The sequence below is a fragment of the Oxalobacteraceae bacterium OTU3CINTB1 genome, assembly GCA_024123955.1.
Lineage (GTDB): Bacteria > Pseudomonadota > Gammaproteobacteria > Burkholderiales > Burkholderiaceae_D > Rugamonas.
On record CP099652.1, the window covers coordinates 6,762,622 to 6,775,891 of the forward strand.

Consider the following 13,270-nt stretch of genomic DNA (forward strand, 5'->3'; position numbering starts at 1 on the left):
ACTCTTAGATTCTGACGCAGATGACGGTGTCGCCGTCGGCGACTTGCAGCGCTTCCAGCACATCGGCCGGCAGCGCGACGGTGACTTGCGATTCCAGCGCGGCGCAATGGGTGATCACGGCGCGGAAATTATGTTCGGCGCCCGACGACACGGCGTAGCGCAGCTGCGGTTCGCGGCCACGATCGCGCGCCTCGGCGGCGACGGTCACGCGGCGCTGCAAGGCGCCGCTGAAGGTGCGCAGCGAATTCTTGTGCGCCTGCAGGATCGGGCCGCCGTCGAAGATGTCGATGTAGTCGTCCGCTTCGAAGCCTTCGGCCGTCAGCAGGTTGAACGCCAGCTCGCCCGACGGATGGATCTGGCCCATGGCCGCCTGCGCGTCGCCCGGCAGCAGCGGCACGTAGACCGGATAGTGCGGCATCAATTCGACGATCAGGGTGCGGTTGCGGGCGCCGCCGATCACGCGTTCGGCGTCGAGGAAATCCATCTGGAAGAACTTGCGGCCCAGCGCATCCCAGAACGGCGAACCGCCGGCGTCGTCGGTCACGCCGGCCAGCGGCACGAAGAAGCGGTCCGAGAAGCGGTGCGGCGCCAGCACGGCGAACATCAGGCGCGCGCGCGACAGCAGCGCCGCTTCCGGCGTGCCGTATTCGCGTTCGCCGACATAAAAACTGGACAGCTGCGAGTACCCTGTCAGCTCCGAACAAAGCGTCAGCGCGTGCACGCTGTGGCTGATATTCAGGTCGCGCGACACCTGCTGGATCACGTCGTTGCGGAACGAGAAGTAGGTGCCGTTGGAACCGGCGGCGGCGAAGATCGCGGCGGTGCCGACGATGGCTTTATCGCCCAACGACTCGAGCACCAGCAGATACGCCTCTTCGCTGGGGATATCCACGTGCGCGGCGAACGACGCGATCGAACGCTCGATCATGGCGAGGATTTTCTCGCGCGTCTTCGGCAGGGTATGCACTCCCGGCATGGGTACCGCCGCCAGTGCTTCGAGGGCAGCGATATCCGCAAGTTCGACCGGACGGACTACATACATGGGAACTCCTTCGGTAATTCAACTCAAGCGTCAACGCAAGCGACCCGGCGCGTCGGAACACGCCGGGTCACAAATGAAAAGCGGCGGAACCAGGTCCGCCGCGAGTACTTCTTAGGCTGCGGCGATCATGCCATCCAGCGACAGGCGCAGGATGCGGTCGACTTCAGCGATCTGCGCGTCCGAGACGATCAGCGCCGGCGCCAGACGCACCACGTCCATGCCCGCGATCAGCACCATCAGGCCATTGCCTTCGGCGGCCTTCTGGATGTCCTTCGCGCGGCCTTTCCAGGCGTCGCTGACGACCATGCCGAGCAGCAGGCCGGCGCCGCGCACCTGCGCGAACACCTGCGGGTAGTCGGCGATCAGCTTTTCCATCGTGCTGCGCAGCTTGGCGCCGGCTTCCTTCACGCGCGCCAGGAAGGCCGGCTGGTTGATCGTCTCGAGCACCGTCAGCGCCACGGTCGCGGCCAGCGGGTTGCCGCCGTAGGTGGTGCCGTGCGAGCCGACGCCCAGCGTCGCGGCCAGTTCGTGGGTGGTCAGCATGGCGCCGATCGGATAGCCATTGCCCAGCGCCTTGGCCGACGTCAGCACGTCCGGCGTGATCCCGTAGGTCATGTAGTGGAACAGGTCACCGGTACGGCCCATGCCGCACTGGACTTCGTCGAAGATCAGCAGCGCGCCGGTCTTGGTGCACAGGTCGCGCAGCTCCTGCAGGTAGGCCTTGTCGGCCGGGACCACGCCGCCTTCGCCTTGCAGCGGTTCGACGATCACCGCGCAGACGTCGTCGCCGATGGCGGCGCGCGCCGCCGCGATATCGTTATAGACGATATGGTCGATCGACGGCGGCAGCGGCTCGAAGCCTTCGGTGTACTTCGACTGGCCGCCGACGGACACGGTGAACAGCGTGCGGCCGTGGAACGACTGGTAGCACGAGATGATGCGCGATTTGTGCGCGCCGAATTTGCTGTGCGCGTATTTGCGCGCCAGCTTCAGGGCCGCCTCGTTGGCTTCCGCGCCGGAGTTGCAGAAGAAGGCGCGATCGGCGAAGGTGGCTTCGGTCAGCGCGGTGCCCAGGCGCAGCACCGGCTCGTTGGTGTAGCCGTTACCGAGGTGCCACAAGGTGTTGGCCTGGCGGGTCAGCGCCTGGACCACGACCGGGTTGCAGTGGCCCAGCGAAGCCACGGCGATGCCGGACGTGAAGTCCAGATAGTGTTTGCCATTCTGGTCCCACAGGTCCAGGCCAGCGCCTCGGACCGGAACCATCGCTGCGGGTGCGTAGGTAGGCACCAGGACTTCATCAAAAGTCTGACGAGTCACAGGACGGGTCGTTACGGTCGTATCTAGCTTGGCGTTCATGGCATTCCCTATCAATGTTTAGTGGGGCGACCAGCAGAAATCCGCTGACGTTGCGCCATTATAGGCATCACCGCAAAACCCATCTTTCGGATACGCGACAGGCATTTTCAAATTCGTCACGCCGCCACCGCTGCGCCATAGGGAAGGCGGCCATATTTGTTGACATCGCGACACTCTGCATGTTATTTTTCTTTTAACAATAATGGGAGCGCTTCCATTCCGGCGGGCGGCCCAAGGCGTGCGGACGCCAACCACCACGGAAGACATCTTCATGTTTCAAAACAAGAAATTCACATTTGGCGCGTTTGCCATCGCGGCGGCGCTGATGGCGGCGCAAGCCCAGGCCAGCGAGGCCACGCTCAAGGACGGCAAGCTGGCGATCGACACGCTGCCGTTCACCCTCGAATCGCAGCTCGACCTGGGCGCGGCCAGCGTCAAGGACAAGACGCTGGTGTTACAGGCCAAAAAGGGCACCGACTTGTACGCCAACACGGACGGCACCGAGATCGCCGACAGAACGCCGCGCGTGCTGTTCCAGCCGGTGGGCGACTTCATCTTCTCGGCCAAGGTCACCGCCGGTGTCAACCATGCGTTCAACGGCGGCGCGCTGATCGTCTACAACGACAAGGCCAACTGGGCCAAGCTGCTGTTCGAATTCGCCAAGACCGGCGCGGCGGGCATCTCCTCCACCGTGGCCAAGGGCGTCGGCGACGACGCGCACCATGGCGTGCGCACTGGCGACGCGGTCTACCTGAAGGTGCTGCGGCGCAAGGACATGTTTGTGTTCTACACCTCGCCGGACGGGCGCGACTGGAGCATGGTGCGCAGCTTTAGCCTGCCGGGGGCGGCCACCGCGAAGGTCGGCTTCTCGTCGCAATCGCCGGCCGGCGACGGCTTCAGCGCGCAGTTTTCCGATATCAAGTTCCGGAACGCCACCTTCAAAGATTTTTGGCAAGGGGAGTAAGGACGAGCCGCTCAGCCCGGCCGGTTGGCAAGCTTGCGCTGGCGCTCCTCGCGTGGCGTGTTGCCGAACAGCGCCCCAAAGGCGGTCGAAAAATGCGAGCCGGACGAGAAGCCGCACATCAGCCCGACCTGGACGATCGAGTGGTTGGTCTCAAGTAGCAGTTGCCGCGCGCGTTGCAGCCTGAGCTCCAGGTAGTAGCGCGACGGCAGGCTGTTCAGGTATTGCTTGAACAGGCGCTCCAACTGGCGGCGCGACAGCCCGACCAGGTTGGCGATGTCGTCGGTCGACAGCGGCTCCTCGATATTCGTTTCCATCAACGTCACCGCCTCGGACAGGCGCGGCTGCAGCGCGCCGAAGCGGGCCTGCAACGCCACCCGCTGGCGCTCCTCGTGGCCACGCACGCGCTCGATGCACAGCGCCTCCTTGATGGCCGCCTGCACCGTCGCGCCGAACAGGCTTTCGATCAGGGTCAGCGAGAAATCGATGCTGGCGGCGCCGCCGCAACAACTCAGGTGGCGCCCGTCGAGCTCGAACAAGTGCGGGGTCAGGATCGCGCGGTCGTTGATGTGCTCGGTATCGGCGTACAAGGCCCACGGCAGCGCCACGCGCACGCCCGCCATCACGCCCGCCTCGGCCAGCCACAGCACGCCGGCGCCGACGCCGCCCCAGTAGTCGGCCGCGCGGCAGCGCTCGATCACGGCGCGGCTCAGCTCTGGCGCCATCGGCGCCTGGTTCTCGTCGGCCACCAGCAGCGCCAGGTGGTGTTGGCCGGGCTGGGCCGGCACCAGCTGCGCCGGTGTCAGGGTTTCCAGATGCAAGGCGTCCTTGCCGAGGATGGTCGCGGCCAGCCGCAGCGGCTGCACCAGCCCGGCCCAGGTGATGGCGTCGGCCTCGCCCGCGTTCACCAGCAGCATGCGCAGCGGCCGTTGCTGGGCGAGCGGAGTAAGGTTAGCGAAGGACATCGGGCATCGTCATGGTCGGGTGGCTATTCGGGCGCCAGCGCGGCGGCCGGACGCTCGGTGCTCCACTGGCTGACGATCATACCGGAGATCAACAGCACCGCGCCGAGCAGGCCGTTCCACGCCAGCGTCTCGCCCAGCCAGAAATAGGCGAAGATCGCCGCGCAGCCGGGCTCGAAGGCGTAGATCACGGCCGCCTCGTTGGCGCTGCTGTGGCGCTGGCCCCAGGTTTGCAGCGAGATGATCGCTGCCGTGGCCACCACGCCCAGGTAGACGATGTTGACGGCGTACGTCTCCAGACCGGTGCGGATGTAGCTCAGGTAGTTGGGCAGGTCCTCGGCCCGCTCGGCCGCGCCCAGCGGCACCTCGCGCAGCAGCAGCCATATGGCCGAGCACACCGCGACCGTGACGATTTGCGACGCCGTCAGCACCATCAGCTTCTCGACCTTGCGCGTGGTCGACGCCATCAGCACCACATAAATGCCGAAAAACACCGCGCACAGCATCGCCAGCGTGTCGCCGCGACCCCAGACGAAACCTCCCTCCCAGCACAACGCGAACAGGCCGGCCAGCGCCAGCACCAGCGCGATGACAATGCGGCGCTCCAGCATTTTCCCCATCAGCACGCCGATCAGCGGCGGCACCAGGACGTTCAGGCCGGTGACGAAGGCGTTGCGGTTGGAGGTGGTCAGCGCCAGGCCTTCGATTTGAAAGACGTAGCACAGAAACAACACGGCGCCGGCCAGCACGCCCCAGCGCACATCGTTCCATTTGGCGCGCCACAGGAAGGGCAGCAGCAACAGGCTGGCGATGGCGAAGCGGCTCAGCACGATCCAGCTGGCGGACAGATAGCCGGTCATGTCCTTCATCGCCGGAAAAGTGGTGCCCCAGACCAGGGTCACGATGAGCAACGCGGCGACGCCGCGCAAGTGGTGTGGCATGGTTTTTATTATCAACTATGTTAGAAATTACTGTGGCGCATAGTGTACCCGGCCAAGCCGCAAATTGCGAACCAGCTATAATCACGGTCTATGGGTGAACGATATCTGAAAAGTATCCGGTTGCTGGCCGAGTGCATGCAGGGCTTTGAACGGCTCTCGAGCGAACGGGCACGCCAGAGCGGTCTGACGCATCCGCAGTTCGACATTATCGCCACGCTGGGCAACACGCCCGGCATGTCGTATAAGGAACTGGGCGAGAAAACGCTGATCACCAAGGGCACGCTGACCGGCGTGATCGAACGGCTGGAACAGAAAGGGCTGGTGGAGCGTCAGCGCAACGACTGCGACAAGCGTTCTTTCTTTGTCCGCCTGACGGCCGACGGCGAGGCGACGTTCAACGCCGCCTTTCCCAAGATGATGGAGATGGGCAGGAATCTGTTCACGGACTACCGCGAGGAAGATCTCGCGGCCCTTGAAAAACACCTGTCCAAGCTCAAAACTGTGATCATGGCCGGCCATCCCGGATGCCCGTCCACCCCCGACCCAACCAAGGAAAACATTTGAAAACGACTCTGCTCGAAGGCAAAAAGCCAGCCAAATTCGACAAACACATCATCGGCAACCTGCTGCTCAACGTCGACACCCCGGACGAGGTGCGCAAGGAAAAGCTGCTGATCGGCGTGCGCAACGAAGACGGCGAGATCTACCGCCTGATCGGCGCCACCAAGCACAATAGCTTCATGAATGCCGTCGAGGAGCTGTTCGACCTCGGCCTGACCGACGAACTGCAGGATTCCGACGACATCGTCGAGGGCTGCGACGCCATCTTCAGCGAACAGCAGTAATCCCGCAGCCGCCCTGGCGGCGGCGCGGTGTCGGCGGGTGTGGCGCGGCAGGAAAGTATTTTTCGGATAAGTGCTCCAAGGCAATATTCGGGAGTATAATTTTTGTGATGGACAGACTCGACGCCTTCAAAGCTATCGCCGCTCAAGCGAGCCGGGGAGAACTGACGTTCCCGGCCAATGTCAACGCCTCGCTGCGGCTGCAGCAGGCGCTGAGCGACCCGGACTGCCACGTCGAAGCGGCGGCCAAACTCATCCAGGCAGACCCGTTGCTGGCCGCGCGCAGCGTCGCCATCGCCAACTCGGTCGCCTACAACCGTTCCGGTACCGAAATCTCCAGCGTGCGCGCGGCCGTCCAGCGGCTCGGCGTGCGCACCTTGCAATCGCTGGTGGCGGCGTTGATCGTGCGCCAGATCGGCAGCCAGGTCACCGAGCCGGTGCTCCAGGCCAAAATCAACCAATTGTGGGAACACACGGCGCACGTGGCCGCGCTGTCGCAGGTGATCGCGCGGCGTGTCACGCATGTCGATCCCGATACGGCGCTGTTCGCCGGCATCGTGCACGAGGTGGCGGGTTTTTACATGTTGTCGTGTGCGGCCGAGTATCCGGAAGTAATGGAAGGCGAGCCCGAGGATTGGGTCGAGCATGGCGAGGTCGCCATCGGCCGTGGCGTGCTGACCAAGCTGGGCGTGCCGGACGGCGTGTATAAATCGATCGAGGCGATGTGGCTGGGCTTGCGCGCCTTGCCGCCGGAAACGTTGGGCGACACGCTGCTGCTGGCCAACGATTTGTCGCCGGTGCAGTCGCCGCTGTATCAGCGGCCGGGCGCGACCACGTTGCCGGGCGCGCGCACCATCGACTTCATCGTCGGTGAAGGCACCTTGCATGCGATCATGGTCGAATCGGCGCACGAGGTGCGGTCCCTTTATGCGGTGCTGATGCTGTGACGCGTGTCTAGCGTCGAGTTCGTGTAGAAATGGTGGACCTGACCCCGGAGTTGCCGGAATTGCGGGCAAAAAAAAGCCCGCTTGGTAGCGGGCAAAGTCCAAAACTAGGGATCTCCTCCAGAGGAGACAGTTCAAGAATACCCGCCCCCGCCTCCCCGCTCTGTGCGCCATTTCACATAGCGGACATATTGATCACCAGACCGGCTCGGTGTGTTTCCAGACCTCGAGCTGGCGCACGCGCTCGTACCACGCCATGATGTGGGGATAGTGCTTGACCGGCAGCCGGGCTTGCTCGGTGTACATCAGCGGCGGCGCGAGCGCGAAATCAGCCAGGCTCAGCTTATCGCCGACCAGCCATGCGCGGCCCGCCAGATGGGCGTCCAGCACCGCCGCGAACCTCGCCAGCTCGCTTTCGGCGCGGGCGACGACGTCGGCGTCCGGGCCGCCCTGGCCGATCAGGCCCTTCCAGATCCGCTCGAACGTCAGGTAGCCGATCGCCGGCGACCAGTGCTGGCATGCCCACAGCATCCAGCGGTTGACGTCGGCCCGCACCAGGATGTTGTCGGGATACAGCGTCTGGCCCAGCGTGCGGTCGGCCAGGTATTGCATGATGGCGCACGATTCCCACAAGGTGAAGTCGCCGTCCTGCAACACCGGCAGCTTGCAGTTGGGATTGAGCTCGGTCAGCCGGCGCCGGTCGTCCGGATTCATCAAGCTGACCTCCGTCAGGTCCAGCGGCGTGCCCATGTATTCGGCGGCCAGCATCACGCGGCGCGAGTTGGAGGAAATCGAGTGGTGGTAGAGTCGCATGGCTTGCTCCGATGAGTGGGTGAGGACTGCATCGTACGGGCATCCCGCGACAGTTTTTGTCAGGAGTCTTCGGGGATCGCGTGCTCCTTGCGCCACGTGCGCAACAGGTCGTGGCGGCGCGCGGGATAGCGTTCGCCCGTCGTGTGCACCGCGGCGATGCGGTCGATGCGGAAGTGGCGGAACGCCATGCGCAGCTCGCACCAAGCGGCGAGCATGCGGCTGCCTTCGAAGAACGCCAGCGCGAACGGCCACACCATGCGCTCCGACGGCGCGCCCTTTTCGTCGCGGTAGCCCAGCCGCAGCCGGTGCTGGTAGCGGATCGCTTCGCGCACCGGCCGCACATGGACGTCGCTGGCGTCGGGCGCGGTTTTTCCCATCGGTACCCACAGGCTGGTTTCGGCCATGTCGTCGCGCAGGTCCTTGGGCGTGGCGGTGGCGATCTTGGCCAGCGCGCTGGTGGCGGCCGCCGCCAGGCCCTCGTCGCCCTGGCGGCGCACCCAGCGCGCGCCCAGCACCAGCGCCTCCAGTTCGTCCGGGCCGAACATCAGCGGCGGCAGGAAGCTGCCGGCTTTCAGCATGTAGCCGACGCCGGCTTCGCCCTGCAGCGGCGCGCCCAGGCTCGACAGGGTTTGGATGTCGCGGTAGATCGTGCGTTCGGAGACGCCCAGCTGTTCGGCCAGGCGGGCGGCGGTGACGGGACGGCGGTAGCCGCGCATCGCGTCCATCAGCAGGAAAAGTCGGCCGGATCGGCTCATGTTTTAGTCGTGGTCGAGCAGGAAGTTGCGCGGTGGCGCGTCCAGTGCGTGGTTGTCGGTGGCCGTTTCATCCTTGAGCGCGACGCCGGACAATTGCCGTTTGCGCGCTTCGGACAACAGATAGTGAAGCTTGAACGCTGCGTCGTCGTAGGTCAAGCCCGCCGGGCGCACATTCGAGATGCAATTGCGGCTGGCGTCGGTCAAGCCGGTCTTCGGCGCCCACGTCAGGTACAGGCCCATGCTGTCCGGCGAGCTCAGGCCGGGCCGCTCGCCGATCAGCACGACCACCGCGCGCGCGCCAAGCAGCTCGCCCACCTCGTCGCCGACCGCCACCCGGCCCTGGCCGACGATGGCCGGCGGCGCCAGCGACCAGCCGTCATCGGCCAGCCGCGCCGTCAGGATCTTGATGAAGGGGACGGCGTTTTGCTCGATGGCCAGGGCGGACAGGCCGTCGGCGATGACGAGCGCCAGGTCATAGGCGCCGGGTTCGGCGGCGCGTCGCTGCAACAAGGCCCCGCGCGAGGCGTCGTCGAGGCGGCGGCCAAGGTCCGGGCGTTGCAGATAGATGTCGCGGCTGGCCGCCGCGCTGTGTAGCGGCAGGCAGCGCAGGCCGCAGGCGGCCAGCAGCGCCTCGCCCAGCGCAGCCTGGTCCAGCGCCAGGTGGACCGCGTCGCGGGCGCGCGCGTGCGCCAGCTGGAACGCCAGCTGCGGCGCCGTCGGCTGGCTCACGCCACTGCGGCCCAGCGCGATGCGCGCGGCCGTGAAGCGCCGCAGCGACTGCCAGGGGTTGGCGGTCACCACGCCGTTGCCGTAGTCTTCCGCAGCCGGCTGGCCGACAATGATGTTGCTCTCGGCATCGTCCATAAAATTCCTCTGCTTTACGTCAAACTCGCCAACGCGCGCTGGAACGCCACCGGCATGCCGTTGCCCAATGTGGCGCGCTCGTCGTCGGTGAAGATGTGCATCGCCTTCAGCCACGCCTCGAATTCCGGCGCGGTCTTCAGCCCCAGCGCGCGGCGCGCGTACAAGGCGTCGTGGAAGGACGTGGTTTGATAGTTGAGCATGATATCGTCCGAGCCCGGTATGCCCATGACGAAGGTGCAGCCGGCCGCGCCAAGCAGGGTCAGCAGCATGTCCATGTCGTCCTGGTCGGCTTCGGCGTGGTTGGTGTAGCAGACGTCGCAACCCATCGGCAGGCCCAGCAGCTTGGCGCAGAAGTGGTCCTCCAGCCCGGCGCGGATGATCTGCTTGCCGTCGTACAGATACTCGGGGCCGATGAAGCCGACCACCGAGTTCACCAGCAGCGGCTGGAACTTGCGCGCGACCGCGTAGGCGCGCGTTTCGCAGGTTTGCTGGTCGACGCCGTGGTGGGCGTTGGCCGACAGCGCGCTGCCCTGCCCCGTTTCAAAATACATGACGTTGTTGCCGACTGTGCCCCGTTGCAGCGACAGCGCGGCGTGGCGCGCCTCGTCGAGCAGCGCGAGGTTGATGCCGAAGCTGGCGTTGGCCGCCTCGGTGCCGGCGATCGACTGGAACACCAGGTCGACCGGGGCGCCGCGCTCGATGGCGGCGATGGTGTTGGTGACGTGGGTGAGCACGCACGATTGGGTCGGGATGCCGTAGCGGGCGATGATTTCGTCTAGCATGGTGACGATCTTGATCACCTGCGGCACGTTGTCGGTGGCGGGGTTGATGCCGATGACGGCGTCGCCGCTGCCGTACAACAGGCCGTCGAGCATGCTGGCGGCGATGCCGGTGGCGTCGTCGGTCGGGTGATTGGGTTGCAGGCGCGTCGCCATGCGCCCTGCCAGGCCGATGGTGTTGCGGAAGCGGGTGACGACGCGGCATTTTTTCGCGACCAGGATCAGGTCCTGGACGCGCATGATCTTGGAGACGGCGGCGGCCATCTCGGGGGTGATGCCGGGGGAGACGGCGGTGAGCGTGGCTTCGTCGGCGGCGTCGCCGAGCAACCAGTTGCGGAAGTCGCCGACGGTCAGGTGGGCGATGCGGGTGAAGGCGGCTTGGTCGTGGTCGTCGATGATCAGGCGCGTGACTTCGTCCTGTTCGTAGGGGATGACGAGTTCGTTCAGGAAGAGCGTCAGCGGCAGCCCGGCCAGCGCCATTTGAGCGGCGACGCGCTCTTCGGCGCTGGCGGCCGCCAGCCCGGCGAGGTAGTCGCCGGAGCGGGCCGGCGTGGCCTTCGCCATCAGGTCCTTGAGATCGCGGAACTGGTAGGTTTTGATGCCCACCGTGTGCGAGAAGCTGCTCATGTCGTCTCCGATGCGAAAGCCAATGCCTATATATTAGAACGTGCGCGTGGCGGTGACCAGCAACCGCTTTTGCACCACGTTCTTGCTGCTGCCGTCGGCGTTGAAGAAGGTCCACAGCGGCGTGCCGTTCTTGCTGGCGTCGCCGCTGTTGTAGACCGCCGCCGCCGAGAACGCCCACTTGTCCATCGTCTTCGTCACGCCCGCCTTGACGTCATAAAAATTGAACTCGCTCATGTGGCGCACGTTCTGCTTGCCCGCGTGCAGGTTCAATACCAGGCCCGGCGCCAGTTCCGGGTTCCAGTTCACTTCGCCGTACAAGGTGCCGCGCGTGTCGACCAGCTCGCCGGTGGTGGGCTGGACCGTGAAGCCGAACCAGCGCTTGTTCAAGGACACCCAGCCGTAGGCGTTGAAGGCGCCGATGTTCACGCCCAGCTTGGCCTCCTGCGTATGGTACTTGATGTCCTTGCCGCCCGTCGCGTAATGCGCGCCGGGGAACCAGTACGTGACCAGACCCGCGTCGATGACGGTGTCGGCGTTCAGGCTGTGGCGGTAGCCGCCGTAGACGTCGATCTCGGTGCCGGCGCCGTTGTTGTACGCCGCGTGCGAGACGCCGGAGCCGAACAGGCCAAGATAAAAGCCGCTCGCGTGCGTGAAGTCCAGGGTGGCCTGGATAGTGGGCTTGGCCTGCGTTTGCGAAATGCCGCGGAACAGGTAGTCGGAGACGATGGTGACGTTGCCGCTATCGGTCCAGTCGGGAGCGGGGGCAGCCGGCGCGGGGTCGGCGGCCAGCGCGGCGCCGGAGAACAAGGCCGCGCACGCCAGCATGAGGATAGTTTTTGTCATTCAATATACTCCAGTGGTTAGATAGGGTCCAACGCGGCGTGCTGCTGGCGGCTGTCCTTGGTCAACAGGAAGAACACATAACCGGCGACCAGGAAGGCGACGAACAGCGCGAAGATCAGCGGGTTGTAATAGATCATCGTCCCCATGCAGACCACGGCGCCAGCCAGCGCGATGGCCGGGAACAGCGGATAGAACGGCGCGCGGAACGGGCGCACCATATGCGGCTCGGCGCGACGCAGCTTGAACAGGCTCAGCATGCTGATGATGTACATCGTGATGGCGCCGAACACCGACATGGTGACGATGTTGGCCGTCAGCGTCAGCCCGCCGATCTTGATCAGCTCATCGCTGTAGATGGCGGCGATGCCGACCACCCCGCCGGCCAGCACGGCGCGGTGCGGCGTCTTGAAGCGCGGGTGGATCTTGGCGAAGTAATGCGGCAGGTAGGCTTCCCGCGCCAGCGCGTAGATCTGGCGCGAGTAGCCGAGGATGATGCCGTGGAAGGAGGCGATCAGGCCGAACAGCCCGAGCCACACCAGCATGTGCAGCCAGCCGCTGTTCTCGCCGACGATCAGCTTCATCGCCTGCGGCAGCGGGTCGTTGATGTTGGCCAGCTTGGTCCAGTCGCCCGCGCCGCCGGCGAACACCATCACGCCGATGGCCAGCAGCACCAGGGTGATGATGCCGGTGATGTAGGCGATCGGAATCGAGCGCTTGGGGTCCTTGGCTTCCTCGGCCGCCATCGCCACGCCTTCGATCGCCAGGAAGAACCAGATGGCGAACGGGATCGCGGCGAACATGCCGGGCACCGAGGCCAGGCTGAAGCTGTCCGAGCCGGACCAGCCGCCCTTGGTGAAGTTGGCCATCGAGAAGCCCGGCGCGACCACGCCCATGAACACCAGCAGTTCAAAAATCGCCAGCAAGGCCATCAGCAGCTCGAAGGTGGCGGCCACCTGCACGCCGACGATGTTGAGCGTCATGAACACCAGGTAGGCGCCGACGGCGGCCAGCTTGGGGTCGATCTGCGGGAACTGCACATTGAGGTAGGCGCCGATCGCCAGCGCGATGGCCGGCGGGGCGAACACGAACTCGATCAGGGTGGCGGCGCCGGCCAGGTAACCGCCGGTCGGCCCGAAAGCGCGCTTGCTGTAGGCGAACGGTCCGCCGGCGTGCGGGATCGACGTGGTCAGCTCGGTGAAGCTGAAGATGAAGGTGGTGTACATGGCCGCGACAAACAGCGCGGTGATGGTGAAGCCCAGGGTGCCGGCCGAGGCCCAGCCATAGCTCCAGCCGAAGTATTCGCCGGAGATGACCAGCCCGACGGCGATGCCCCATAGCTGGAAGGTGCTTAGCGTCTGCTGCAGCGCGGGCTTGCCGGCCGCTGTTTTTGCGTTCATATTTTTCCCCTAATTTAGCCGCGTCTGAGCCCGGATGGACGCCTGGTCCGGGCGGGTATGGAAGTTGCTGCGAATTTCAGTATAGAAGCGGGACAAAGCCGGCCGTTATCGAAAATCGGCAAACTTGCGGCCACTCTACGGGCG

At 65.2% G+C, this 13,270-nt stretch carries 14 protein-coding genes; 4 read left to right on the plus strand and 10 right to left on the minus strand.

Annotation, left to right across the window (positions count from 1 at the left end; genetic code table 11):
* Positions 1-4: 4 nt before the first annotated feature.
* Positions 5-1,042: an arginine N-succinyltransferase gene (locus tag NHH73_29515; protein USX26640.1), complete on the minus strand. Its 1,038-nt coding sequence runs from the start codon at positions 1,040-1,042 to the stop codon at positions 5-7.
* 111 nt (positions 1,043-1,153) lie between these two features.
* Entirely contained in the window at positions 1,154-2,398 is a 1,245-nt protein-coding gene (locus NHH73_29520) for an acetylornithine/succinyldiaminopimelate transaminase (protein ID USX26641.1), read from the minus strand.
* Between the two features lie 271 nt (positions 2,399-2,669).
* On the opposite strand from NHH73_29520, the gene NHH73_29525 reads away from it, so the two are divergent.
* A complete protein-coding gene (locus NHH73_29525; GenBank protein ID USX26642.1) occupies positions 2,670-3,362 on the plus strand; it encodes a DUF1349 domain-containing protein in 693 nt (230 codons plus the stop codon).
* 11 nt (positions 3,363-3,373) lie between these two features.
* Here the strand turns inward: NHH73_29525 and NHH73_29530 are convergent, their stop codons facing one another.
* Positions 3,374-4,324: a helix-turn-helix domain-containing protein gene (locus NHH73_29530; GenBank protein ID USX26643.1), complete on the minus strand. Its 951-nt coding sequence runs from the start codon at positions 4,322-4,324 to the stop codon at positions 3,374-3,376.
* A 23-nt stretch (positions 4,325-4,347) separates the two neighbouring features.
* Positions 4,348-5,262, minus strand: coding sequence for a DMT family transporter (locus NHH73_29535; protein USX26644.1), 915 nt, complete (start codon positions 5,260-5,262; stop codon positions 4,348-4,350).
* A 135-nt stretch (positions 5,263-5,397) separates the two neighbouring features.
* On the opposite strand from NHH73_29535, the gene NHH73_29540 reads away from it, so the two are divergent.
* The 3 genes from NHH73_29540 (at position 5,398) to NHH73_29550 (ending at position 7,051) form a co-directional block, all read left to right on the plus strand.
* A complete protein-coding gene (locus NHH73_29540) occupies positions 5,398-5,826 on the plus strand; it encodes a MarR family transcriptional regulator (GenBank protein ID USX26645.1) in 429 nt (142 codons plus the stop codon).
* Complete coding sequence (locus NHH73_29545) at positions 5,823-6,107, plus strand: hypothetical protein (protein USX26646.1); 285 nt, start codon at positions 5,823-5,825, stop codon at positions 6,105-6,107. Before NHH73_29540 ends, NHH73_29545 begins: the two co-directional genes overlap by 4 nt.
* Positions 6,108-6,214: 107 nt before the next feature.
* Entirely contained in the window at positions 6,215-7,051 is an 837-nt protein-coding gene (locus NHH73_29550; GenBank protein USX26647.1) for an HDOD domain-containing protein, read from the plus strand.
* A 192-nt stretch (positions 7,052-7,243) separates the two neighbouring features.
* Here NHH73_29550 and NHH73_29555 read toward each other — a convergent pair whose 3' ends face one another.
* From NHH73_29555 to eat, 6 genes are read right to left on the minus strand one after another with little or no spacing between them, the layout of a single operon-like run.
* Positions 7,244-7,861, minus strand: coding sequence for a glutathione S-transferase family protein (locus NHH73_29555; GenBank protein ID USX26648.1), 618 nt, complete (start codon positions 7,859-7,861; stop codon positions 7,244-7,246).
* Between the two features lie 59 nt (positions 7,862-7,920).
* On the minus strand, positions 7,921-8,616 hold the full coding sequence (locus NHH73_29560; GenBank protein USX26649.1) for a YafY family transcriptional regulator: 696 nt from the start codon (positions 8,614-8,616) through the stop codon (positions 7,921-7,923).
* Positions 8,617-8,619: 3 nt separating this feature from the next.
* Entirely contained in the window at positions 8,620-9,480 is an 861-nt protein-coding gene (gene eutC, locus NHH73_29565; protein ID USX26650.1) for an ethanolamine ammonia-lyase subunit EutC, read from the minus strand.
* Between the two features lie 14 nt (positions 9,481-9,494).
* Positions 9,495-10,886, minus strand: a complete 1,392-nt coding sequence (locus tag NHH73_29570; GenBank protein USX26651.1) for an ethanolamine ammonia-lyase subunit EutB — start codon at positions 10,884-10,886, stop codon at positions 9,495-9,497.
* A 33-nt stretch (positions 10,887-10,919) separates the two neighbouring features.
* Positions 10,920-11,729, minus strand: coding sequence for a TorF family putative porin (locus NHH73_29575; protein USX26652.1), 810 nt, complete (start codon positions 11,727-11,729; stop codon positions 10,920-10,922).
* A gap of 17 nt (positions 11,730-11,746) precedes the next feature.
* The gene (gene eat, locus NHH73_29580) at positions 11,747-13,126 is read right to left on the minus strand and encodes an ethanolamine permease (GenBank protein USX26653.1); all 1,380 of its coding nucleotides are present in this window, start codon (positions 13,124-13,126) and stop codon (positions 11,747-11,749) included.
* Between the last annotated feature and the right edge of the window lie 144 nt (positions 13,127-13,270).